The sequence below is a fragment of the Aureimonas sp. ME7 genome, from assembly GCF_903970965.1.
Taxonomy (GTDB): Bacteria; Pseudomonadota; Alphaproteobacteria; order Rhizobiales; family Rhizobiaceae; genus Aureimonas.
In genome coordinates this window covers 77,325-99,056 of the sequence record NZ_CAJCKW010000012.1, presented here as the reverse complement: position 1 = coordinate 99,056, position 21,732 = coordinate 77,325, and the positions used below count along the sequence as shown (strand labels likewise).

Here is a 21,732-nt window from a genome sequence, read left to right as displayed (position 1 = left end):
GGAAGAAATCCCCCAGAACCAACCGTCAGCTCAACTTCCCGGCTGACGCTTCAGAACCTCAAGGCCCCGTCCCGTCCGCCCCGGCGCCACCGCCGTCGTCGATGAGCGGTGTATAGGGGGAACCAACGGGGAAGGTCAACAGGGAAATGCAGGAAATTTGGAGAAAGTTGAATTTCGCAATTCAAGCAATGAGTTGGCGCGACCCGACTTCGTCACCTCGGTGAAACATGCCTGTCATTCTACCTCACCCGCCCCGTCACCTGTACTCTTCTACTCCCCGGATCCTCGATTTTCCCGCACTCCGCGGTTCGGAACGCGGGCCTTCCCGCGTTTCGGCAATTCAGGCCGCTCCTTCTTTCCTTCTCGCTCGAGAGCGTCCCGTCTTCGACGACATCCTTCGCCGTTTTCCCTCCGCGCATGATCGGCTATGGAAAACGCATGAGCACGTTGCAGCCATCGCCCGCGACCACACCGGACTACGAGACGCTTCTGCGCGAGGCGGGCGTGCGCATCACGCGCCCGCGCCGCACGATCCTGGCGATCCTGCGCGATCATCCCAATCATCCGGACGCGCTCGAGATCTTCCGCAGCGCCTCGGCGGTGGACCCATCCATCTCGCTGTCGACCGTCTACCGGACGATGCGGCTCCTCGAGGAGAAGGGCGCGATCCACCGTCATGCCTTCGGCAACGGCCCCTCGCGCTTCGAGCAGGCGGACGGCGAACACCACGACCATCTGATCGACATCGACACCGGCGACGTGATCGAGTTCTCGTCCGAGCGCATCGAGGCACTGCAGGACGAGATCGCCCGCTCGCTCGGCTACGAGATCGTCTTTCACCGGCTGGAGCTTTACGGGCGCAAGCGCACGAAAGGCTGAAAGGTCGCGGCGCGGGTCGCCCGCGCCGCGACTGGTCGTTTTCAGACGAGCTTGGCGTCCAGCGTGACCTCGATGGCGCCGAGCGCCTTGGAGATCGGGCAGCCGGCCTTGGCCTTGTCGGCGAGTTCGTGGAACTTCGCCTCGTCGATGCCCGGCACCTTGCCTTCCAGCGTGATCGCGCTGGAGCGCACCTCGAAGCCGCCGGACGCCTGTTCGACGCTGACCACGGCGCGCGCCTTCAACTCGTCCGCAGGCGTGCCGTTCTCGGCCAGGAAGTGCGACAGCTGCATGGCGAAGCAGCCGGCATGGGCGGCGGCCAGAAGCTCTTCCGGATTGGTGCCGGACTTGCCGCTTTCGTCCTCGAAGCGGGCCTTGAACGAGTAGCCGTGATTGTCGAGCGCGCCGGACTGGGTGGTCAGGGCACCCTTTCCGTCCGCAAGCGCTCCGTTCCAGATGGCGGTGGCGTGACGCTTCATTCTGGGCTCTCCTTTGGCAACCGCTTGGCGAAAGCGGTTCTTTCATCGGTTTTTGGGGCGTTCGGGTTCGAACGCCGCTCGAACCTGCGAAATGGAAGGCGCGCCGGGATCGTCCAGCGGCAACCCGGCATTTACCAATCGCGCGCTTTGGTAGTGCCTACCGATCTCGGGAAAGAAAGCCCCTATGCCCGAAGCGCTTCTCCTGCCCGCGACACCCGCCCTTCTGGACCATAAGGCGGCCTGGCTGGAGCGGCTGGAGCACGAGCGGCATGTCGGTGCGAACACCCTGACGGCCTACGAGCGCGACGTTCGGCAGTTCTTCCAGTTCCTTGGGAGCTACCATGGCCGCCCGGCGACGCCGAGCGACTGCGCCGATCTAAAGACTGCGGACCTGCGCGCCTTTCTGGCCGAGCGGCGCCGCGACGGGGCGGGGCCGCGCTCGCTGGGTCGCATCCTGTCGGGCGTGCGCTCCTTCGTGCGTCACCTGGAACGCGAGGGACTGGCGAGCGCCGCCGGCGCCGCGGCGATGCGCGCGCCCAAACAGCCGAAGACCCTGCCCCGTCCGCTGGCCGTCCCGGATGCCCTGGCGGTGACGGAGGAGGCGGGCGCCATGGCCTCGTCGCCCTGGATCGCGGCGCGCAACGTCGCGGTCTTCACCCTTCTCTACGGATGCGGTCTTCGCATATCGGAAGCCTTGGATCTCGATGGCGGGGCGTTGCGCGATCCCCGCGCCCGCTCGATGACGATCCTTGGCAAGGGCCGCAAGGAGCGTCTCGTGCCTCTCCTGCCGGCGGTGTTTCAGGCGGTCGACGAATACCGACGCCTTTGCCCCTTCGATCTGGCACCGGGTACCACCCTGTTTCGGGGCGCGCGCGGCGGGCCGCTCCGCCAGCAGATCATCCAAGGCGAGATGGCGCGCCTGCGCGGTCTTCTCGGCCTGCCCGATTCCGCCACGCCCCATGCGCTGCGCCATTCCTTCGCAACGCATCTCCTGGCCAAGGGGGGCGATCTGCGCACCATTCAGGACCTTCTGGGCCACGCGTCCCTGTCCTCGACGCAGATCTACACGGCCGTGGACGGGGCGCGTCTTCTGAAGGTCTACGAGGATGCCCATCCCCGGGCGCGGCGTGCCCGTGCCGGTTGAAGGGGAGCTGTTCAGCTTTTCGTCGGATTTCGCTGATAGCGGTGGGATCCCCTCGCTCGGCGGGCCCGGCTCGCTGGCCCGGGCCTTCGAAACCATGGATCCGACGATGAAGCGCGCCTGGCGTCAAACGCTGCCTCTTCTTCTGACCGCGCTGCCGCACCTGTTTCCGCTCCTCCTGTGTGCGGCGCTGCTTCTGGCCGCCACGGTTTCGCGCGCGGATGCGCAGACGCCGGGCGAAGCCGCGCTCCAGTGCCGGACGAGCCGCAGCCTCCTGCCCGATCTGCGGCAAAGCGCCGGGTGGGACGCGTCCCAAGCGAAAGCGGACGCCACGCCCCACGGCCGGGGCCGCTTCTTCCGCGTCGAGCGCGACGGGGTGAAGCCGTCCTGGCTGTTCGGCACCATGCACCTGTCGGACCCGCGCGTCCTCGACCTGCCGCCGGCCGTGGACGCGGCGCTCGGGCAGGCTGACGGCGTGGTGATCGAGACCACGGACATTCTCGACCCTACGAAGATGGCCGGCACCCTTCTCGCCCGCGCCGACCTGACCACGCTGCCCCCCGGCCCGTCGCTGCCCGAGCTCCTGGGCGAGGCGAACATGGCCAAGGTCGCACCGGCGCTGGAAGCCAGGGGCATGCCGCCGGCGACCGTGTCCCGCCTCCAGCCCTGGTTCGTCGCCGCCGGCCTTCTCCTGCCCGATTGCGAGGTGGCGCGCGGCAAGACCGGGGCCAAGGTTCTGGACGTCACGATCGCCGAGCGGGCGAAAACGACGGGCAAGTCGCTGGAAGGCCTGGAAACCGCAGCCGAGCAGCTGGAAGCGCTGGCTTCCATGCCCCTCCCCCTTCAGGCCGACAATCTCGTCGCCAGCGTCGATCTCACCGACCGGCTGCCCGACCTCTTCGAGACGATGATCGATCTCTACCTCCGGGGCGAGATCGCCCTGATCGGCCCGGCTACGGAAAGCGCGGTTCCCGCCGGCACCACGGACGCGAACTCGGTCGCCATCACGCAGGAGTTCGAGGATCGCGTCGTCCATCGTCGCAACGCGCTGATGGCCGAGCGCCTCCAGCCGATCCTCGATCAGGGCGGCCGGTTCGTCGCGGTCGGCGCGCTGCATCTTCCCGGCGAAACCGGGTTGGTGGAACGTTTGGAAAAGGCCGGCTGGCGCGTGACCCCGGTCGAATAGCCGCACGGGGAACCTGGGGTTCCGGCTTCGTGTTGAAGCTTCTGAAAGGCGCTGTCGCCCCGTGCCGAGGGCACCGGAACCGGCGGACGGCGCGGCAGGCTCCCGATGCGCGCTCGCACCCTCCTCCTTCTCCTGCCGCTTCTGAGCGGTTGCACCGCAGTCGACGGCCCCGCCTTTTCGGAGCGCGGCCCGGCCTACGACCCGCCGATCGGCGTCGTGCCCGATTTCTATCGCAAGCCCGTCTCACGCACCTGCGAGAACTATGCCGACCAGACCGCGCGCAATTCCTTCGAGAACCTATCGGACGGCGAGGATTCCTTCGGCGTGTCCGCGCTCAACCGCACCCGCGCCGAGCGCGAGGGCGACCGGGCCTACCAACGCTGCCGGGAGGGGCGCCTCTCCTGACATGAAGGATAGGTGACAGCGCCCCGCGATGGGTCCACACTCCCTCCCGTGTTCCATCCTTGGGAGGTTTGAACGGATGTCGAGATACCGGATCGAAACGGGGCGGGTCGAAGGTGCGACCTGGGTTCCCGGCGCCTGGCATGACGCGATCAACGCGGTCACGCCGGATCAGGCGGTCGGCGCGGTGCGCGATGTGCTGACCCAGTCCGGCTTCGAGGAAAGCTGGGGCGACCATGCGCGGGTCCTGGATGCCGAGCGTCACGAGGTCGCCCGTGTTTCGCTCGACCAATCCTTCTGGACCGCCGGCACCGCCTGACTCCGGCGCCGGATCGTCGTGGTCTGAAAAAAGGGCGGCCCCTCTGGAGCCGCCCTTCTTCGTTTGCGTCAGGATGCCGGCGCGGATCAGACGTGGATCGGCTTGGCGAAGGCGCCGAAGGCGGCCTCGCGCACGGCTTCCGAAAGGGTCGGGTGCGCGTGACAGGTGCGCGCCAGATCCTCGGCCGAACCGCCGAACTCCATCAGCACCGCGATCTCGGCGATCATATCGCCCGCGCCGAAGCCGACGATATGGCCGCCGAGTACGCGGTCGCTCTTCGCTTCGGTCAGAACCTTCACGAAGCCGTCGGTGTGCAGCATGGCGCGGGCGCGCCCGTTGGCGGTGAAGGGGAACTTGCCGACCTTGTACTCGATCCCGTCCGCCTTCAGCTCTTCCTCCGTCCGGCCGACGGAGGCGATCTCGGGCGAGGTGTAGACCACGGACGGAATGACGCCGTAGTTCACGTGGCCGGCCTGGCCCGCCAGGATCTCGGCCAGCGCGATGCCCTCGTCCTCCGCCTTGTGGGCGAGCATCGGTCCCTTCACCACGTCGCCGATGGCGTAGATGCCGGGCACGTTGGTCTGGTAGTGCGCGTCGATCTCGACCCGGCCCGCCTTGTCGCGGGCGACGCCCGCTTCGTCGAGGCCGAGCCCGTCGGTGAAGGCGCGCCGGCCGGTGGCGACCAGCACGACCTCGGCTTCCAGCACTTCCGGAGCGCCGCCCTTGACCGGCTCGAAGGTGACGGAGGCGCCCGCCCCCGTCTTCTCCACCGCCGTCACCTTGGCGCCGAGCTTGAAATGGAAACCCTGCTTCACCAGCATCTTCTGGAACTGGGTGGACACCTCGACGTCCATCGGCCCGAGGATCTTGTCGAGATACTCGACCACGGTGACGCGGGCACCCAGCCGCGACCAGACGGAGCCGAGCTCCAGGCCGATCACGCCGCCGCCGACGACGACCATGGTGGCCGGCACCTTCCCCAAGCCGATCGCATGGTCGGAGGAGACGATCGTCTCGCCGTCGAAGGCCACATCGAGGCCCGGAATGCCGGCGACCTCGGAGCCCGTGGCGATGCAGATCGCCTTGGTCCGGAGCGTGCGCTTGCCCCCGTCCGCGCCCGTTACCTCGACCTCTCCCGCCCGGACGATGCGGCCCGTGCCGGTGATGCCTTCGATCTTGTTCTTGCGGAACAGGAAGGCGACGCCGTCGACATTCGCCTTCACCGTCTTGTCCTTGTGGCCGAGCATTGTCGGCAGATCGAGCTCGGGGGCCACCTTGATGCCGAGATCGGCGAAGGAATGGCCGGCCTCGGCATACATTTCGGAGGCGTGCAGCAAGGCCTTGGACGGAATGCAGCCGACGTTGAGGCAGGTTCCCCCGTAGGTCTGGCGCTTTTCCACCACGGCGACCTTCAGGCCGAGCTGCGCGGCCTTGATGGCGCCGACATAGCCGCCGGGGCCCGAGCCGATGACGACGAGATCGAAGGGGGTGGAGGTGTCGGACATGGGGAACTTCTTCTCAACGGTTCAAAGAAAGCGGAACAGCATCAGGACGAGCCCGAGAACGGAGCCCAGCCAGACGAGGGAGCGGATATAGGGGATGCCGGCGAGGTAGAGCGGCACATAGACGATTCGGGCGACGAACCAGAGGATCGCGCCCCATTCGCCGATGCCACCGGTGCGCCCCGAAACGGCAAGGCCGAGCGCAAGCGCCACGAAGGCCGGATAGGTTTCCTGGAAGTTCGAAAGGCAGCGCGCGGCGCGGCCGGCATAGGTGCCGAGCGGCTTCGCCTCGCCGTCGCGCGCGCCGGCGTTCCAGTCGGTCCCGCGCTCGCGCGTCGCCAGCTGCCCCTGCAGCATGATCTGCACGAACAGAAGAACCACGGACCAGCCGAGAAGAACGAGTTCGGTGGGAAGAGCGGTCATCGGCGTCCAGCCTCCAATGGCAGGCGCCAGCCGCCCGCGTTGCGCCAGCAACTGGAACGAAAGCGCGCGGAGGGAACGGGGAGCGTCACTCAGTGCCCTCGCCGGTGCAGTGCCCTTTCGCCGCGTCGAACGTGTCGCGCACCTCAGCCAAGCTGCCTTTGGTGATCGCCAGCGGGCGGAACGGCGGCTCGATCTGCGCCGCCGGCTGGACGAGGCGCAACTCGTAGCATCCGGCAAAGACGCTCGTCCCCGCGTCGCTCACCGCTTCGACCACCGTCGGCACACTGGAGAAGATCGATCCGGCCGCGCCCTCGCTCGATGGCGTGAATAGCCGGACGCGCACATGCCGCGTCGTATCGTAGCCGGCCGCGAACTCGGCGAAGGGCTTGGCGGCATCGCCTTCGAAATACGACCACGCCCGCGCCAGCTCTTTCCGCTCGATCGCGTTGTAGAGGGACTGAACGACGGCCTCCGGCGTCGAGCGATCGTCGCGGTAGTCCGGCAGGGTCTGCGCCGTGGCGGGCGCGGCGGCCAGAACCAGCAGCAGGATCGAGGCGGCGCGCATCACGGCAGGATCGAGCGCGCGCCGGACACGTCGAGGATCGTGCCGGTGGAATAGCTGGCCTCATCGGAGGCAAGCCAGAGAATGGCGCGCGCCACCTCGTCGACCGTTCCCGGACGGCGCATGGGCAGCGTCGGCGTCAGGTCCGCGACGCGGCCCGGCAGACCGCCGGAAGCATGGATCTCGGTGTCGATGATGCCGGGGCGCACCGCGCAGACGCGAACGCCCTCATCAGCCACTTCCTTGGCAAGGCCGACCGTGAACGTGTCGATCGCGCCTTTGGAGGCGGCGTAGTCGACGAACGTGCCCGGCGCACCGAGCTTGGCGGCGGCCGAAGACAGGTTGATTATCGTCCCTCCCCGGCCGCCGTGCCGCGTCGACAGGCGGCGCACCGCCTCTGCCGCGCACAGGATCTTGCCCGAAACGTTGATTCGGAACATCCGCTCCAAACGCGCGGCATCCATCTCGTCGACGCGCGCCGGCTGGTCGACGACGCCGGCATTGTTGACGAGAACGGCCAGCCGCCCCATCCGGTCGGCAGCCTCGAAGATCCGCGCGATGCCTTCGGGCGACCCGACGTCGCCGCGCACCGTTTCGGCCCGCCTGCCCACCCGGCGGATGTCGTCGGCCACCGCCGTCGCCGCCGCTTCGTTGGCCGCGAAGTTGACGAGCACGTGGTAGCCGGCAGCACCTGCCAGACGCGCCGTCGCCGCGCCGATACCGCGCGAGCCGCCGGTGACGATCAGGACGCCGCGTTCGCTCATGACGAGTTCCTGCTTTGGCTCATGAAAACGAGGGGCCGGTCGCCCGGCCCCTCGAACGACGTGGGATTAGAGATCGAGAACGAGACGCTCCGGATCTTCCAAGCTGTCCTTGACGCGCACCAGGAAGGTCACGGCTTCCTTGCCGTCTACGATGCGGTGGTCGTAGGACAGCGCCAGATACATCATCGGGCGGATCACGACCTGTCCGTTCACGGCCATCGGCCGCTCCTGGATCTTGTGCATGCCGAGAATCCCCGACTGCGGCGCGTTCAGGATCGGCGTCGACATGAGAGAGCCGTAGACGCCGCCATTGGTGATGGTGAAGGTGCCACCCTGCATGTCGGCCATCGTCAGCTGGCCGTCGCGCGCGAGCTTGGCAAGGCGCCCGAGTTCCTTCTCGACCTCGGCGATCGACATCTGGTCGGCGTCGCGGATGACCGGCACCACGAGGCCCTTGTCGGTGCCGACCGCCATGCCGATGTGGGCGTAGTTCTTGTAGATGATGTCGGTGCCGTCGATCTCGGCGTTGACGGCAGGGATTTCCTTCAGGGCGTGGGTGATCGCCTTGGTGAAGAAGCCCATGAAGCCGAGCTTCACGCCGTGCTTCTTCTCGAAGAGATCCTTGTACTTCTTGCGAAGCTCCATCACCGCCGTCATGTCCACCTCGTTGAAGGTGGTGAGCATCGCGGCCGTGTCCTGCGCGTCCTTGAGGCGGCGCGCGATGGTCTGGCGGAGCTTGGTCATGCGCACGCGCTCTTCGCGCGACGCGTCGTCGCCCGAGGACGGCGCACGGGGCGCGGCCGGCGCCTTGGCCTGCGGGGCGGTCGGCGCCGAGGCGCCCTTGGCGATGGCGTCGAGAACGTCGCCCTTGAGCACCTGGCCGCGCTTGCCCGAGCCTTCGACGTCGGAGGCCTGGAGGCCCTTCTCCGACAGGATCTTCTGCGCCGACGGAGCGGCCGGAACGGCGGCCGACTGGCCGGCGGCAGCGGGAGCGGCCGGCGGCGCGGACGCGTTGCCGTAGCCCTCGACGGCGCCGGAAGCGGCGGCCTGCTCACCGGCGGCTGCCGGCTTCTCGGTCGGCGCCTTGGTGCCGGTGCCCGAACCCTCGCCGATCACCGCGATCAGCGCTCCGACCTCGACCGTTTCGCCTTCCTTGACGAGGATCTCGGACAGGACGCCGGCGGCGGGCGCGGGCACTTCCACCGTCACCTTGTCGGTTTCCAGTTCGGCGATCGTCTCGTCCTGCGCGACGGTGTCGCCCGCCTTCTTGAACCACTGGCCGATCGTGGCCTCGGTCACGGATTCGCCAAGGGTCGGGACTTTGACTTCGGTGCTCATCTAAGATCTCACTGAATGGTGTCTTGAGGGGAAGGCGAGGCGAGGCGGCCGTCAGGCCGCCGCGTCTCCGAGCGCTTCCTCCAGGAAGGCTTCGAGTTGGGCGAGGTGCTTCGACATGGTGCCGACAGCCGGGGATGCCGCCGCTTGGCGCCCGGCATAGCGGGCGCGCCGCTTTTCCGTGCCGATCCGGTCGAGCACCCATTCCAGATAGGGCTCGATGAAGCTCCAGGCGCCCATGTTCTTGGGCTCCTCCTGGCACCAGACGATCTCGGCTCCCTTGAAGCGCGACAGCTCGTTGATCAGGGCTTTCGCCGGGAACGGATACAGCTGCTCGACGCGCAGGAGGTAGATGTCGTCGACGCCCCGCTTTTCGCGCTCTTCCAGAAGGTCGTAATAGACCTTGCCGGTGCAGAGCACGACGCGGCGGATGTCCTTGTCCTTCCGGAGCTTCACCGTGACCGAGTTCGGCTTCATCTCGGCATCGTCCCAGAGGAGACGGTGGAACGAGGTTTCGCCGGCGAGTTCCGACAGGTCCGAGGTCGCGCGCTTGTGGCGCAGGAGCGACTTCGGCGTCATCAGGATCAGCGGCTTGCGGAAGTCGCGCTTCATCTGCCGGCGCAGGATGTGGAAGTAGTTCGCCGGCGTCGTGACGTTGGCGACCTGCATGTTGTCCTGGGCGCAGGCCTGGAGGAAGCGTTCCAGGCGCGCGGAGGAGTGCTCCGGCCCCTGCCCCTCGTAGCCGTGCGGCAGAAGCATCACGAGGCCCGACATGCGCAGCCACTTGGCTTCGCCCGACGAGATGAACTGGTCGATCACGACCTGCGCGCCGTTGACGAAGTCGCCGAACTGGGCTTCCCAGAGCGTCAGCGCGTTCGGCTCGGCGAGGGAGTAGCCGTATTCGAAGCCGAGCACGGCCTCTTCCGAGAGCATCGAATTGATGACCTCGTAGTTCGCCTGCCCCTTGGCCAGATGCCCGAGCGGAATGTAGCGCTCCTCGTTGCGCTGGTCGTAGAGGACCGAATGGCGTTGGCTGAAGGTGCCGCGCTCCGAATCCTGGCCCGACAGGCGGATCGGCGTGCCTTCCGTGAGGAGCGAGGCGAAGGCCAGCGCCTCGCCCGTCGCCCAGTCCAGATTCTCGCCGGTCTCGATCGCCTTGGCGCGGTTGTCGAGGAAGCGGCCGATGGTCTTGTGGACCTCGAAGCCTTCCGGCACCTCGGTCAACTTCTGGCCGAGCTCCTTCAGCGTCTTGGCGGCGACGCCGGTGACGCCGCGGCGCTGCTCGTCTTCCTGGTCGGCCCGGCGCAGGCCCGACCACGCGCCGTCCAGCCAGTCGGCCTTGTTCGGGTTGTAGCTCTGGCCGGCCTCGTACTCGCCGTCGAGTTCGGCGCGGAACTCGGCGCGGCGCGCCTCGACGTCGGCGTCCGACAGGACGCCGGCTTCCACCAGGCGCTTGGCGTAGATTTCCAGCGCCGTCCGGTGCTCGCGGATCTTGCGATACATGATCGGCTGCGTGAAGCCGGGCTCGTCGCCCTCGTTGTGGCCGAAGCGGCGATAGCAGAACATGTCGATCACCACCGGCTTGTGGAACGTCTGCCGGTATTCGATCGCGATCTTGGCGGCATAGGTCACCGCTTCCGGGTCGTCGCCGTTGACGTGGAAGATCGGCGCCTCGACCATCTTCGCCACGTCGGACGGATAGGGCGAGGAGCGCGAGAAGCGGGGATTGGTGGTGAAGCCGATCTGGTTGTTGATGATGAAGTGGAGCGTGCCGCCGACGCGGTGTCCCTTCAGGCCCGACAGACCAAAGCATTCGGCCACCACGCCCTGGCCGGCAAAGGCCGCATCGCCGTGGATCAGAAGCGGCAGGACGCGGTTGCGGTCCTCGATGGCGACCGGCTCGGTGCGCGTGCGCCCGCCCCCGATCTGGTCCTGCTTGGCGCGCGCCTTGCCCATCACGACCGGATTGACGATCTCAAGGTGCGACGGATTGGCCGTCAGCGAGAGGTGGACCTTGTTGTTGTCGAACTCGCGGTCCGACGAGGCGCCCAGGTGATACTTGACGTCGCCCGAGCCTTCGACGTCCTCCGGCTTGTAGGAGCCGCCCTTGAACTCGTGGAAGATGGCGCGGCGCGGCTTGTGCATGACCTGGGAGAGGACGTTCAGGCGGCCGCGATGGGCCATGCCGAGAACAATCTCCTGAAGGCCCATCTGGCCGCCGCGCTTGATGATCTGCTCGAGTGCCGGGATGAGCGCCTCGCCGCCGTCGAGGCCGAAGCGCTTGGTGCCCTTGTACTTGACGTCCAGGAACTTCTCGAAGCCCTCCGCCTCGATCAGCTTGTTGAGGATGGCGCGCTTGCCCTGGTCGGTGAACTCGACGCCCTTGTTCTCGCCCTCCATGCGCTCCTGGATCCACTGCTTTTCCAGCGGATTGGAGATGTGCATGAACTCGACGCCGATCGTGCCGCAATAGGTGCGCTGCAGGATGTCGACCATCTGGCGGAGCGTGGCGAACTCGACGCCGAGCACGTTGTCGATGAAGATGCGGCGGTCGTAGTCGGCGGCGGTGAAGCCGTAGTTCTCAGGGGAAAGCTCGTTGTAGTCCTCCTCCGGCGCCGCCAGACCCAGGGGGTCGAGCTTGGCGTGGAGGTGGCCGCGCACCCGGTAGGCGCGGATCAGCATCAAGGCGCGCACCGAATCGCGCGTCGCCTGGAGGATGGCGGCCTCCGACGGCGCCTCGCCCTTCGGCGCGGCGGCTGCCGCCTTGTCGCGCAACTTCTTCTCGACGCGGATTTCCGCCTCGCCCCAGTTGCCGTCGAGAGCGGCGACGAGTTCGCCGTTGGGCGTCAGCGGCCAGTTGGTCCGGCCCCAGGAGGGCCCTTCCGCGTTCTTGACGACGGTCGCCTTGTCGTCCGCGACCGAGGAGAAGAACGAGCGCCATTCCTCCGAGACCGAGGACGGGTCGCGCTCGTAGGCGGCGGCCAGCGTCTCGATGTAGTCGGCGTTGCCGCCGTAGAGGAAAGAGGTCGCCGCGAAGGTTTCGTTCGCCGGATTGCGTGCCATGATGGTGACAAAGCGGCTCCCGCCGAACCGGGCGCCGTCTCCCTGAAAGATAACGGAAGGCGAAGGCTTGGATTTAAGCTTTCGCCGCTCACTCGAACGCGTTCCGACTGGGGGACTTGCCCGGAGAACCGAACAGGCCGCGCGGTGTCGGAACACCCGCGCGGCACGTTTCTGCGTGTCCTATCAATCCGACGAGATAGGGGCGGGATCGTTAAGATTCGATCCTTTTCGCCCCTTGTCCCCGGTCATCAGCCCTTAAGGACCTCGACCAGCGTCTTGCCAAGGCGCGCCGGCGAGGGCGACACCTTAATGCCGGCCGCTTCCATCGCCGCGATCTTGGATTCCGCGTCGCCTTTGCCGCCTGACACCACCGCGCCGGCGTGGCCCATGGTGCGACCCTTGGGCGCCGTGCGGCCCGCGATGAAGCCGGCCATCGGCTTCTTGCGACCGCGCTTGGCCTCGTCGATCAGGAACTGGGCGGCGTCCTCTTCGGCCGAGCCGCCGATCTCGCCGATCATGATGATCGACTTCGTCTCGTCGTCGGCGAGGAACATTTCGAGAACATCGATGAACTCGGTGCCCTTGACCGGATCGCCGCCGATGCCGACCGCCGTCGTTTGCCCCAAGCCCTCGTTGGTGGTCTGGAACACGGCCTCGTAGGTCAGCGTGCCCGAGCGCGAGACGATGCCGACGTTCCCCTTCTTGAAGATCGAGCCCGGCATGATGCCGATCTTGCATTCTTCGGGCGTCAGGATGCCCGGGCAGTTGGGGCCGAGGAGGCGCGACTTCGACTTTTCGAGGCGCGCCTTGACGCGCACCATGTCGAGCACCGGAATGCCTTCGGTGATGCAGACGATGAACGGCACTTCCGCTTCGATCGCCTCGATGATGGCATCGGCCGCGCCCGCCGGCGGCACGTAGATCACGGACGCGTCTGCCCCGGTCTTCTCGCGGCCTTCGGCGACGGACGCGAAGATCGGCAGCGCCGTGCCGTCGACGCCGGACGACCAGCTTTCGCCGCCCTTCTTGGGATGGATGCCGCCCACCATCTTGGTGCCGTAGTAGGCGAGCGCCTGCTCCGTGTGGAAGGTGCCGGTCTTGCCGGTCAGGCCCTGGACGAGGACCTTGGTGTTCTTGTCGACGAGAATGGACATGGTGTCTTATCGGACTCCGGAAATGGGATCGATCGGCAGCAGACGGGCGCGGCTCAGACCGCGGCCACGATCTTCTGCGCGGCGTCGTCGAGATCGTCAGCGGCCGTGATGGCAAGCCCGCTCTCGTTGAGGATCTTCTTGCCGAGATCGACGTTCGTGCCCTCCAGGCGCACGACCAGCGGAACTTTCAGGCCAACCTCCTTCACCGCCGCGACGACGCCCTCCGCGATCACGTCGCAGCGCATGATGCCGCCGAAGATGTTGACGAGGATGCCCTGCACCGCGGGATCGGCCGTGATGATCTTGAAGGCCGCCGCGACCTTTTCCTTCGAGGCGCCGCCGCCGACGTCGCAGAAGTTCGCCGGCTCCTTGCCGTAGAGCTTGATGATGTCCATCGTCGCCATGGCCAGCCCGGCGCCGTTCACCATGCAGCCGATGTTGCCGTCGAGCGCCACATAGGCGAGATCCCAGGCCGAAGCCTCGATCTCCTTGGCGTCTTCCTCGGTCTCGTCGCGAAGCGCCTTCATGTCGTCGTGACGGAAGAGCGCGTTGCCGTCGAACGAAACCTTGGCGTCGAGAACGCGCAGGTGACCGTCGGTCATGACGATCAGCGGGTTCACCTCCAGAAGCGCCATGTCCTTGTCGGTGAACGCCTTATAGAGCGCCGGGAACAGGCTCTTGGCATCCTCGCGCGCCGCGCCGTCGAGGCCGTAGGCGTCGGAGATCCCGGCCACGTCCGCGTCCGTCACACCCGTTTCGGGGTCGATCGCGATCGTGTGGATCTTTTCCGGCGTGTCGTGGGCGACCGCCTCGATGTCCATGCCGCCCTCGGTGGAGACGACGAAGGCGACGCGCCCGACCGAGCGATCGACGAGGAGCGAGCAGTAAAGCTCACGCGCGATGTCGGCGCCGTCCTCGATATAGAGGCGGTTGACCTGCTTGCCGGCCTCGCCCGTCTGCGCGGTGACCAGCGTGTTGCCAAGCATTTCCGTGGCGTGGGCGACGGCTTCCTCGACCGACTTCGCCAGGCGCACGCCGCCCTTCGCATCGGGGCCGAGTTCCATGAACTTGCCCTTGCCGCGCCCGCCCGCATGGATCTGCGACTTCACCACATAGAGCGGCCCGGGGAGCTGCTTGGCCGCAGCTTCCGCCTCGGAGGCGCTGGTGATGGCGACGCCGGACGCCACCGGCGCGCCGAAACCCTTGAGGACCTGCTTGGCCTGGTATTCGTGGATGTTCATGAAAACTTCCCGTCTCGGATGAATGCGAGGAACGATGGGGAGGATGCCGGACCGATGCCCCGGGCCATGCCACGCATCGTGGTCCGGCGAGGGGAAGGAGGAACAGGTCGGGTCATCGGGAACCGGGGACTTTTGCAAACTGCCGGGCCCGTATGAGCCCGTTGAAGGAACACGCCGCGCCCTGATGGTCCATTCCCGGAAGAACCGGACGAAAACCACGCGCCAGATGGGCACGAGATATCCCGGCCTGAACCTTTCTGCAACGCTTCCAAACCGGTGCGAGCAATTTCAACCGGTTAGCTCATGTGGGGCTTACGTAAGCGTCATTCGTCTTTTCATGTGTTTCCAAGGGGTAGCCAGAGAAACGGCATGTCGGAGAATTTTCACATAAAGGCGAAGCCGCGGGTCGCATTCAGCCGTCGTTCGATGCCGCCCGCCGCTCCGTCTCCACTAGATAGTCGTCCGAGCGCATCTCGATCAGGCGCGACACGGTTCGATCGAACTCGAAAGCTTCGGTGCCGTTGGCCGCGACATACAGCCGATCGGCCGGCGCTTGCGCCGAGACGATCAGGCGGCGATGCGCATCGTAGAGCGTATCCACCAGAAGGATGAAGCGCTTGGCCTCGTTGCGCTCGGCCAGCCCCATCACCGGCAGATGGTCGACGACCAGTGTCCGATAGCGCGCGGCGATCGCCAGAAAGTCGGCGGCGCCCAGCGGCTGCGAGCAAAGGTCGGCAAAGGCAAAGCGCGCGGCACCGGCCCCCGCGCGCGGCACGGGGATCGTGCGCCCACGCAGGGACACCGTGTCCGGCGCTTCCCTCTCGCCGCCGAGGACCGAACGCCACAGGGCGTCCATACGGCGGTCGGTCTCGGCCCCGAGCGGCGTCACGTAGAGATCGCCCGCCCCGATCGTCTCCATCCGGTAGTCGGTCGGCGCGTCGAGGAACACGACGTCGGTATGGGCCTTCAACGTATCGACGAAGGGCAGAAAAAGCGGGCGGTTCAGCCCGTCGCGGTAGAGATCGTCCGGCGCGACGTTGGAGGTCGCGACAAGCGTCAGCCCGCGCGCGAAGAGCGCGTCGAAGAGGCGCGACAGGATCATCGCGTCGGCGATGTCGGTGACGGTGAACTCGTCGAAGCACAGGAGCCGGGTTTCCGCCGCCACGCTCTCGGCGACGGGCGGGATCGGATCGTCGCCCTTGGCCTCGCCCGCCTTCACCGCCGCCCGGTGCGCGTTGATGCGCCCGTGCATCTCGGCCATGAACTCGTGGAAATGGAGACGGCGCTTGGCCCCGATCGGCGCCTTCTCGAAGAACAGGTCCATCAGCATGGACTTGCCGCGTCCGACCGAGCCGTAGATGTAGAGCCCGCGCGGTGCGGATGCCTTTTCGCGCTTGCCGAAGAGCCAGCCGAGCGCGCTGGATTTGACCGGCAGCGCCGCCGTCTTCAACTCGGCGCCCAACCGGTCCAGCCGGTCGGCGATGCCCGCTTGTACGGCGTCGTCGCGCAAGGCCCCCTCGCGTACGCGGCGCGCCAACTCGGCGCGCACCGGGCCCCGTTCCGACCCGACGGAGCCGTAGCCTTCATGCGCCATGGGGAACCGATGCCTCTGACATGAATGCCGGCTTCGTTTCGCCACTGAAACGAAGCCCTTCGGGGCCGCGCGAGCCGCGCGGCCTTCCCGCTAGGATCAGCGGTAGAGGCTGACCGACTGCCCGCCGCTGGTGGTGCCCTCGTAGCGGGTGCCGCCGGTGTTGGAAAGGGTCGCGACGGTGGAGCCGCCCGAATCCTTCAGGACCACTTGGGAGCCAGAAACGTCCCAGGCCGATACGTCGGCGACCTGGCCTGGGCAGCCGCGCGAGGCGGCGCGGTAGCCGCCGGTCCACTGGGTCAGCGCCATGAAGATCTGGCAGTTTCCGCCGCCCGACGACACGCGCCATGCACCAACCAGCCCTTCGCGCGTCACCGGCGCGGCGGATGCGGTCTGCGTCGGAGCGGGCGCGGCGCCGTTCGCCGCCGTGTCGGTGACCGGCGGGGGCGTCTGCGTCACGGGGCTGGCCGGCGGCGGCGGCGGGGGCGGCAGCTGGTTGGAATAGACCTGACCGGTCGGGGCCGGGCGCAACGGGGCCGGGCCGCCGGACGAGCCACCGAAGGTCGGAGCCGCCGACTGGCAGCCTGCCACCGTCAGAAGCGCCGCGAGCGCCGTGCCCGTCTTGAAAATATGGGTCATCCCGTTCCCCGTCTGGTTGGTCGCCGCACCCGGTCGCGGGCTCGTCGCGTATCCCCTTTTAAAAAGGGTGTTTACCAAGTTTCGCAAGCAAGGCTCCGGCGAAAACCCCAAACCATCCCCCATTCTGTGGCCTCCCCGACACGGCGAAGCGGAATGGGGAGCGCCGATCAGATCACCGCGTCTTCGACGTCCACGAGCGGGCGGTGGAAATCGCCGGTCTCGGCATCCATCGCCCAAAGCTCTGCGGTGGAGATGTCGAACCAGGCGCCGAACAGGCTGAGTTCGCCCGCCGCCTCTCGCGCGGCGATGTAGGGGAAGGTGCGCAGGTTGGCGATGGAGGTGCGGATCGAGATGCGCTCCAGCGCGGTCTGCTTCTCGCCCGCCGTCATCATCGGGCTGGCGGCGATCGGCTCGGCCACCGGCTCTAGGATGCTCATCCACTTGCCGATGAAGTCGCCGGGCGACAGCGGCTCGGCCCCGACGTTCAAGGCCGCCTTGATGCCGCCGCAGCGCCCATGGCCCATGACGACGACGTTGCGCACGTTGAGCGCCTGCACGGCGAACTCCAGCGCCGCCGACGTGCCGTGGAAGTCGCCGTCCGGCGCATAAGGGGGCACGAGGTTGGCGACGTTGCGCACCACGAAGAGTTCGCCCGCGCCCGCGCCGAAGATGGTCTCGGGCGCCGCCCTCGAATCGCAGCAGGCGATCACCATGGTTTCGGGCGCCTGCCCGTCGCGCGCCAGAGCGCGGTAGGTCTGCGTTTCCTGGAGGTAGCGGCCTTCCACGAAGGTGCGGTAGCCGTGGAGGAGGGAATCGGGAAGAAGGGGCATCCGGCGCTCCGTCGCGGGTTCGGAACGCTTCTAACCCGATTTGTCCCGCGACGCACAAGGGGGTAGCCAGATCGCCACCGGCAGCCCGTGCGCGTCGCGCTCCAGGGGTTCGGGACAGGGCCGCGCTTCCCCTCGCGCGGCCGAACGCGCCACGAGCAGCATGGCGCAGGCATCGATCCGGTCGTCCTCTCCCGCCCCGCGAGGGCGCGGCGCGCCCAGAAGCGCCGGGGGAAGGTCATGGCGACGCAGAACCGCGCGCCGTTCCTCCAGCCCCGGCGCCTCGCCGATGCCCTTGCGCTTCTTGGGATGGGCCATCGCTGCGCCCCCGTTCAGCCGCGCGAAGGCGGCTTCCGGGTGGCTTTCCAGAACCCGCTCGGAAAGCGCCGGGTCGGCGCGCAGGAGCGTGTCGAGCTCGAGGATCTTAGGAAACAGCATGAAGCCTTGTCGCGAAACGCCACGCGGCGGGTTGGACAGGGCGCGGGCCAGCGTCGAGACGCGGGCATGAGCGATGGCGAGTTCCGCCATCGCGCGACGGGGCCCGGCCGCCGCTTCCACCACCGCGCGCGCGGGAATGGCGAAGATGCTGGACCGGCGGGCCCCGAGACCCTCGCGCACCGCCTGTTCGGCACCGCGACCATGCCCCGAAATCCGCTCCGGCAGGCCGATCGGCATGTCGACCACGACCAGAGCGTCGCCGGGAAGATCGGCCAGAAGCGTCTCGAAACGGGGAAAGACCTCCAGCTCCCCTTCGCCCGGGCGGCGCTCGATCGCCGCCACCCAGCCGGCCGGGCATCCGTCGACCCCGGCGAGCGCGCGAAAGGCGCTCAAGCCCTCGTCTTGCCTCCGACGGGCGCCAAGCGGCGCATCTGCACCATGGCCATCGGCGTCTTCAGGCTGTCGGCGTCGGTTTCCAGCGCCAGCTCGTCGCGGCCGCGTTTGGTGGTGCGCGCCAGGATCTCGAACACGGCGGCCGTCGTGCTCTGCAGCGCCTTTTCGCCGGAGATGCCGGACAGGATGCGCGCCAGGAACACCGCGCCCGTGAGGTCGCCGAGCCCGTTCGGCACCTCCTCGATGCGCCGGTGCTCGGCCAGCACGGAAAGGCTGCCCTCCACCAGGAGATTGCCGATACCACCGCGTAAGAGAGGAAAGGCCGAGGTGACGACGACGCTGGAGGGCCCGAGCGCGGCGGCCGCCTCGGCCAGATGCGCATTGGTGGAAAGCTCCAGCCCGGTCAGGAATTCAAGCTCGAAGCGGTTGGGCACCGCGATGTCGGCGCGCGGGATGAGGTGATCGCGGATCGCCTCCAGCGTCTCGGCCGGCTGGTAGAGCCGCCCCCCCGCTTCCGTCCCGTCGCCGACCACCGGGTCGCACAGATACACCGCCTTCGGATTGGCGCGCCGCACCGCGTCCACGAGGCGCGCCACCGGCTCCACCTGATGGCTCGCCCCGAAATAGCCGGTGACGACGCCCCCGACCTCGCCGAGCCAGGGCGCGCGCACGAGGTCGTCGACAAAGGCCGAGAACGCCGCCTCATCCGGCACGATGCGCGTTGCGGGCCCGTGGCCGGGATGCCAGGGCAGGGTGACGGTCGGCACCGACCACACGGGAAACCCGAGCGATTCCAGCGCGAACACCGCGGCGCGGTTGCCCACCGTGCCGCGCGCCACGTGGCTGGAGATGGAGATGACGGCCGGCTTGTCGCCGGGGCTCGGAGAAGCGACGGACACGATGCGATCGGCTCCGCTTAAATCAGGAGGAAAGCTGGTTCGCCAGCATGGCGGCGAGCACCACGAAGGCGAGGAGGCCGGCGAGCCGGCCGATGCGCATGCCCCAGACCTCCATCCGGTCGGCGGGGTCGGCGTCCGCGCCCCAAAAGTGACGGCGCACGCCATGGGCCATGCTTCCGGCCGCCGCCCCGGTCTGCGGGTCGGTTTCCTCCCGCACGCGGCGCAGGATCGCCTCGGCTTCGGCCTGCCGGGCTCGGTCGTCGGAGGGGCTCGTCATGAAGCGGGACCCTGACGGAAAAGCCGATCGAGGGCAAGTTGCGGGATCGGGCGCCGCCCCACGCGCGACAAGCGGCGGCATCGCTCTATAACGGGTTGCGACCATCCGGCTCGAAGAGGGACCCATGATCGCCGCAGCCTTCCGCCTCCGCGCCCTGCCCCGCGCCCGCTCCCTCCTGCCGGCGCTGGCCGCGCTTCTTCTCGTTCCGCTCCTGTCGGCCTGCGGCGTCAACAACGTGCCGACCTACGAGGAGCAGGCAAAGGCCGCCTGGGCCGAGGTGCAGAACCAGTATCAGCGCCGCGCCGACCTCATTCCCAACCTCGTGGAAACGGTGAAGGGTTTCGCCGCGCAGGAGCGCGAGGTGCTGACCGCCGTGGTGGAAGCGCGTGCCAAGGCGACGCAGACCACGATCAACGCCGACCAACTCACCGACCCGGCCGCGGTCCAGCGATTCCAGGCGGCGCAGGATCAGCTGTCGGGCGCTCTGTCGCGCCTTCTCGTCACCGTGGAGCGCTATCCCGACCTGAAGTCCAACGCCAACTTCCTCGCCCTCCAGAGCCAGCTGGAAGGGACGGAAAACCGCATCGCGGTGTCGCGGCGCGACTATATCGAGGCGGTGCGGGTCTACAACACGGAGCTGCGCACCATTCCGGGCCGCTGGATCGCCGGCATCCTGTATCCGGAAGCCAAGCCGATGCAGGCCTTCGAGGCGAGCGCCGGGGCCTCGACGCCGCCCACCGTGTCCTTCCAATAGGGATCTTGAGCGCGATGCGCGCCTTGTCCCCCCTCCTGATCGTCGTCTGCTTCTTCCTCGCGCTGCCGGCCGGCGCGCAGGACTTTCCCGCCCTGACCGGGCGCGTGGTGGACGAAGCGAACCTCCTCTCCGCCGGCCAGCGCGAAGGGCTGGAAACGAAGCTTGCAGCCCTGGAAGCCAAGACGAGCGACCAGCTCGTCGTCGCCACCGTGCCGAGCCTCGGCGGTTACGAGATCGAGGACTACGGCTACCGCCTCGGCCGCGCCTGGGGCATCGGCCAGGCTAGGCAAAACAACGGCGCCATCCTCCTCGTGGCGCCAGCCGAGCGGAAGGTGCGTATCGAGGTCGGCTACGGGCTGGAAGGCACCTTGACCGACGCCCTCACCCGCACCGTGATCGAGGGCGACATCCTGCCTCTCTTCCGCTCGGGAGATTTTGCCGGCGGCATCGAGGCCGGCACCGGCACGCTCGTCGAAATCCTGTCGGGCAACGGCGCGGCGGTGGCCGAGCGCGCCGAACGCCTGCCTCCCTGGGAGCGGGGAACCCGCAACGAGGATCCGCGCTTCCTGGCGCTTTGGAGCCTCCTGTTCTTCGGCGGCTGGGGCTTCTTCCTGCTTCTGGCGTTTCTGGCCGCGCGCCGGACCGGCACCTACGGCACCCGCACCACGCGGCGTGGGCGCAACGGGCGCGTCGTCACCACCTTCGGTCCGACGATCGGCGGCATGGGCGGCGGCGGCTGGTCGAGTTCGGGTGGCGGCGGCTTTTCGGGCGGGGGCGGCTCGTTCGGCGGCGGCGGATCGTCGGGGAGCTGGTAGCCATGACCTTGCGCTTTTCCCCCGAAGACCATGCCCGCGTGCGGGACGCCATCGCGCGCGCCGAAACGCGCACCAGCGCCGAGATCTACGCCGTGTTCGCCCGCTCGTCGGGCGAGAACGGCGGTTTCGGCGCGGCGGCCATCGCGGTGGCGGCCCTGATCCCGGCGGCCTTCGCCGCGACGCTGATCCTAGAGCTTGCCGGCCGCCCCGTCGGCGGCGTCGAGGCGACGGGCATCCTCTTCATTGTCGCAGCGCTCCTGTCGCTCGCCCTCGCCGCCCTGCCCGGCCTTCGCCGCCGCCTCGTGCCGGCGGGCTTCGCGCGCGCCCGTGCCTCGCGCATGGCCGCCGCGCAGTTCCTCGCCCACAACCTCCATGTGACCGCCGATCGAACCGGCGTCCTCCTCTTCGTGTCGGAGGCCGAGCGCCATGCCGAGGTGATCGCCGATGCCGGCATCGCCGCCCATGTCGACCAGGACACCTGGGACGAAGTGGTGGCGGGCCTCGTCGAAGCTGCCCGTGAGGACCGGCTGGCCGACGGGTTCGCGGACGCCGTCACCTATGTCGGCGAAATCCTCGCCGGCTCGTTTCCGCCCCGCGTGGGGGTAGGCAACGAGATCCCCGACCGCCTGGTGGAAATCTGAGCACGATGCCT

The 21,732-nt window shown here is 67.9% G+C and carries 23 protein-coding genes; 8 read left to right on the top strand and 15 right to left on the bottom strand.

The window, feature by feature from the left end:
• Positions 1-438: 438 nt before the first annotated feature.
• Positions 439-879: a Fur family transcriptional regulator gene (locus tag H7A85_RS17565; protein ID WP_182087263.1), complete on the top strand. Its 441-nt coding sequence runs from the start codon at positions 439-441 to the stop codon at positions 877-879.
• A 41-nt stretch (positions 880-920) separates the two neighbouring features.
• Here the strand turns inward: H7A85_RS17565 and H7A85_RS17560 are convergent, their stop codons facing one another.
• Complete coding sequence (locus H7A85_RS17560) at positions 921-1,355, bottom strand: OsmC family protein (protein ID WP_182087262.1); 435 nt, start codon at positions 1,353-1,355, stop codon at positions 921-923.
• Between the two features lie 184 nt (positions 1,356-1,539).
• On the opposite strand from H7A85_RS17560, the gene H7A85_RS17555 reads away from it, so the two are divergent.
• From H7A85_RS17555 to H7A85_RS17540, 4 genes are all read left to right on the top strand, one after another.
• On the top strand, positions 1,540-2,499 hold the full coding sequence (locus H7A85_RS17555; protein WP_182087261.1) for a tyrosine recombinase XerC: 960 nt from the start codon (positions 1,540-1,542) through the stop codon (positions 2,497-2,499).
• Positions 2,462-3,682 (top strand): TraB/GumN family protein, encoded by a 1,221-nt coding sequence (locus tag H7A85_RS17550; protein ID WP_244631257.1) that lies wholly within the window; start codon positions 2,462-2,464, stop codon positions 3,680-3,682. The genes H7A85_RS17555 and H7A85_RS17550 overlap by 38 nt, the downstream gene beginning before the upstream one ends.
• A gap of 105 nt (positions 3,683-3,787) precedes the next feature.
• A complete protein-coding gene (locus H7A85_RS17545) occupies positions 3,788-4,087 on the top strand; it encodes a hypothetical protein (RefSeq protein ID WP_182087260.1) in 300 nt (99 codons plus the stop codon).
• Between the two features lie 76 nt (positions 4,088-4,163).
• Positions 4,164-4,403, top strand: coding sequence for a hypothetical protein (locus tag H7A85_RS17540; RefSeq protein WP_182087259.1), 240 nt, complete (start codon positions 4,164-4,166; stop codon positions 4,401-4,403).
• 86 nt (positions 4,404-4,489) lie between these two features.
• Here H7A85_RS17540 and lpdA read toward each other — a convergent pair whose 3' ends face one another.
• From lpdA to H7A85_RS17470, 14 genes are all read right to left on the bottom strand, one after another.
• Entirely contained in the window at positions 4,490-5,908 is a 1,419-nt protein-coding gene (lpdA, locus tag H7A85_RS17535; protein WP_182087258.1) for a dihydrolipoyl dehydrogenase, read from the bottom strand.
• Positions 5,909-5,929: 21 nt separating this feature from the next.
• Positions 5,930-6,328, bottom strand: a complete 399-nt coding sequence (locus tag H7A85_RS17530) for an MAPEG family protein (RefSeq protein ID WP_182087257.1) — start codon at positions 6,326-6,328, stop codon at positions 5,930-5,932.
• An 85-nt stretch (positions 6,329-6,413) separates the two neighbouring features.
• On the bottom strand, positions 6,414-6,893 hold the full coding sequence (locus tag H7A85_RS17525; RefSeq protein WP_182087256.1) for a hypothetical protein: 480 nt from the start codon (positions 6,891-6,893) through the stop codon (positions 6,414-6,416).
• Entirely contained in the window at positions 6,893-7,654 is a 762-nt protein-coding gene (locus H7A85_RS17520; RefSeq protein WP_182087255.1) for an SDR family oxidoreductase, read from the bottom strand. The genes H7A85_RS17525 and H7A85_RS17520 overlap by 1 nt, the downstream gene beginning before the upstream one ends.
• Before the next feature lie 66 nt (positions 7,655-7,720).
• On the bottom strand, positions 7,721-8,992 hold the full coding sequence (gene odhB, locus H7A85_RS17515) for a 2-oxoglutarate dehydrogenase complex dihydrolipoyllysine-residue succinyltransferase (protein ID WP_182087254.1): 1,272 nt from the start codon (positions 8,990-8,992) through the stop codon (positions 7,721-7,723).
• 51 nt (positions 8,993-9,043) lie between these two features.
• The gene (locus H7A85_RS17510) at positions 9,044-12,052 is read right to left on the bottom strand and encodes a 2-oxoglutarate dehydrogenase E1 component (protein ID WP_182087253.1); all 3,009 of its coding nucleotides are present in this window, start codon (positions 12,050-12,052) and stop codon (positions 9,044-9,046) included.
• 248 nt (positions 12,053-12,300) lie between these two features.
• On the bottom strand, positions 12,301-13,206 hold the full coding sequence (gene sucD, locus H7A85_RS17505) for a succinate--CoA ligase subunit alpha (protein WP_182087252.1): 906 nt from the start codon (positions 13,204-13,206) through the stop codon (positions 12,301-12,303).
• A 53-nt stretch (positions 13,207-13,259) separates the two neighbouring features.
• Positions 13,260-14,447, bottom strand: coding sequence for an ADP-forming succinate--CoA ligase subunit beta (sucC, locus tag H7A85_RS17500; RefSeq protein WP_182087251.1), 1,188 nt, complete (start codon positions 14,445-14,447; stop codon positions 13,260-13,262).
• A 412-nt stretch (positions 14,448-14,859) separates the two neighbouring features.
• Positions 14,860-16,041, bottom strand: coding sequence for a cell division protein ZapE (zapE, locus tag H7A85_RS17495; protein ID WP_182087250.1), 1,182 nt, complete (start codon positions 16,039-16,041; stop codon positions 14,860-14,862).
• A 96-nt stretch (positions 16,042-16,137) separates the two neighbouring features.
• The gene (locus H7A85_RS17490) at positions 16,138-16,677 is read right to left on the bottom strand and encodes a protease inhibitor Inh/omp19 family protein (RefSeq protein ID WP_182087249.1); all 540 of its coding nucleotides are present in this window, start codon (positions 16,675-16,677) and stop codon (positions 16,138-16,140) included.
• Positions 16,678-16,844: 167 nt separating this feature from the next.
• Positions 16,845-17,507 carry a carbonic anhydrase gene (locus tag H7A85_RS17485; RefSeq protein ID WP_182087248.1) on the bottom strand — a complete coding sequence of 221 codons (663 nt, stop codon included), beginning with the start codon at positions 17,505-17,507 and terminating at the stop codon, positions 16,845-16,847.
• Positions 17,508-17,537: 30 nt separating this feature from the next.
• On the bottom strand, positions 17,538-18,335 hold the full coding sequence (locus H7A85_RS17480; RefSeq protein ID WP_182087247.1) for a DUF429 domain-containing protein: 798 nt from the start codon (positions 18,333-18,335) through the stop codon (positions 17,538-17,540).
• The gene (gene pdxY, locus H7A85_RS17475; protein ID WP_182087272.1) at positions 18,332-19,234 is read right to left on the bottom strand and encodes a pyridoxal kinase PdxY; all 903 of its coding nucleotides are present in this window, start codon (positions 19,232-19,234) and stop codon (positions 18,332-18,334) included. Before pdxY ends, H7A85_RS17480 begins: the two co-directional genes overlap by 4 nt.
• A gap of 22 nt (positions 19,235-19,256) precedes the next feature.
• On the bottom strand, positions 19,257-19,511 hold the full coding sequence (locus H7A85_RS17470; protein WP_182087246.1) for a hypothetical protein: 255 nt from the start codon (positions 19,509-19,511) through the stop codon (positions 19,257-19,259).
• A gap of 124 nt (positions 19,512-19,635) precedes the next feature.
• On the opposite strand from H7A85_RS17470, the gene H7A85_RS17465 reads away from it, so the two are divergent.
• The 3 genes from H7A85_RS17465 to H7A85_RS17455 are packed head-to-tail and all read left to right on the top strand — an operon-like array spanning position 19,636 to position 21,721.
• Positions 19,636-20,265 (top strand): LemA family protein, encoded by a 630-nt coding sequence (locus H7A85_RS17465; protein WP_182087245.1) that lies wholly within the window; start codon positions 19,636-19,638, stop codon positions 20,263-20,265.
• A 14-nt stretch (positions 20,266-20,279) separates the two neighbouring features.
• Entirely contained in the window at positions 20,280-21,080 is an 801-nt protein-coding gene (locus tag H7A85_RS17460; protein ID WP_182087244.1) for a TPM domain-containing protein, read from the top strand.
• 2 nt (positions 21,081-21,082) lie between these two features.
• Positions 21,083-21,721, top strand: coding sequence for a TPM domain-containing protein (locus H7A85_RS17455; protein ID WP_182087243.1), 639 nt, complete (start codon positions 21,083-21,085; stop codon positions 21,719-21,721).
• Positions 21,722-21,732 lie beyond the last annotated feature (11 nt).

Excerpts from the sequence above, each read along its gene's own strand:
- H7A85_RS17565 (WP_182087263.1), top strand. The coding sequence starts at position 439 with ATGAGCACGTTGCAGCCATCGCCCGCGACCACACCGGACTACGAGACG.
- H7A85_RS17560 (WP_182087262.1), bottom strand. The coding sequence starts at position 1,355 with ATGAAGCGTCACGCCACCGCCATCTGGAACGGAGCGCTTGCGGACGGA.
- H7A85_RS17555 (WP_182087261.1), top strand. The coding sequence starts at position 1,540 with ATGCCCGAAGCGCTTCTCCTGCCCGCGACACCCGCCCTTCTGGACCAT.
- H7A85_RS17550 (WP_244631257.1), top strand. The coding sequence starts at position 2,462 with ATGCCCATCCCCGGGCGCGGCGTGCCCGTGCCGGTTGAAGGGGAGCTG.
- H7A85_RS17545 (WP_182087260.1), top strand. The coding sequence starts at position 3,788 with ATGCGCGCTCGCACCCTCCTCCTTCTCCTGCCGCTTCTGAGCGGTTGC.
- H7A85_RS17540 (WP_182087259.1), top strand. The coding sequence starts at position 4,164 with ATGTCGAGATACCGGATCGAAACGGGGCGGGTCGAAGGTGCGACCTGG.
- lpdA (WP_182087258.1), bottom strand. The coding sequence starts at position 5,908 with ATGTCCGACACCTCCACCCCCTTCGATCTCGTCGTCATCGGCTCGGGC.
- H7A85_RS17530 (WP_182087257.1), bottom strand. The coding sequence starts at position 6,328 with ATGACCGCTCTTCCCACCGAACTCGTTCTTCTCGGCTGGTCCGTGGTT.
- H7A85_RS17525 (WP_182087256.1), bottom strand. The coding sequence starts at position 6,893 with ATGCGCGCCGCCTCGATCCTGCTGCTGGTTCTGGCCGCCGCGCCCGCC.
- H7A85_RS17520 (WP_182087255.1), bottom strand. The coding sequence starts at position 7,654 with ATGAGCGAACGCGGCGTCCTGATCGTCACCGGCGGCTCGCGCGGTATC.
- odhB (WP_182087254.1), bottom strand. The coding sequence starts at position 8,992 with ATGAGCACCGAAGTCAAAGTCCCGACCCTTGGCGAATCCGTGACCGAG.
- H7A85_RS17510 (WP_182087253.1), bottom strand. The coding sequence starts at position 12,052 with ATGGCACGCAATCCGGCGAACGAAACCTTCGCGGCGACCTCTTTCCTC.
- sucD (WP_182087252.1), bottom strand. The coding sequence starts at position 13,206 with ATGTCCATTCTCGTCGACAAGAACACCAAGGTCCTCGTCCAGGGCCTG.
- sucC (WP_182087251.1), bottom strand. The coding sequence starts at position 14,447 with ATGAACATCCACGAATACCAGGCCAAGCAGGTCCTCAAGGGTTTCGGC.
- zapE (WP_182087250.1), bottom strand. The coding sequence starts at position 16,041 with ATGGCGCATGAAGGCTACGGCTCCGTCGGGTCGGAACGGGGCCCGGTG.
- H7A85_RS17490 (WP_182087249.1), bottom strand. The coding sequence starts at position 16,677 with ATGACCCATATTTTCAAGACGGGCACGGCGCTCGCGGCGCTTCTGACG.
- H7A85_RS17485 (WP_182087248.1), bottom strand. The coding sequence starts at position 17,507 with ATGCCCCTTCTTCCCGATTCCCTCCTCCACGGCTACCGCACCTTCGTG.
- H7A85_RS17470 (WP_182087246.1), bottom strand. The coding sequence starts at position 19,511 with ATGACGAGCCCCTCCGACGACCGAGCCCGGCAGGCCGAAGCCGAGGCG.
- H7A85_RS17465 (WP_182087245.1), top strand. The coding sequence starts at position 19,636 with ATGATCGCCGCAGCCTTCCGCCTCCGCGCCCTGCCCCGCGCCCGCTCC.
- H7A85_RS17460 (WP_182087244.1), top strand. The coding sequence starts at position 20,280 with ATGCGCGCCTTGTCCCCCCTCCTGATCGTCGTCTGCTTCTTCCTCGCG.
- H7A85_RS17455 (WP_182087243.1), top strand. The coding sequence starts at position 21,083 with ATGACCTTGCGCTTTTCCCCCGAAGACCATGCCCGCGTGCGGGACGCC.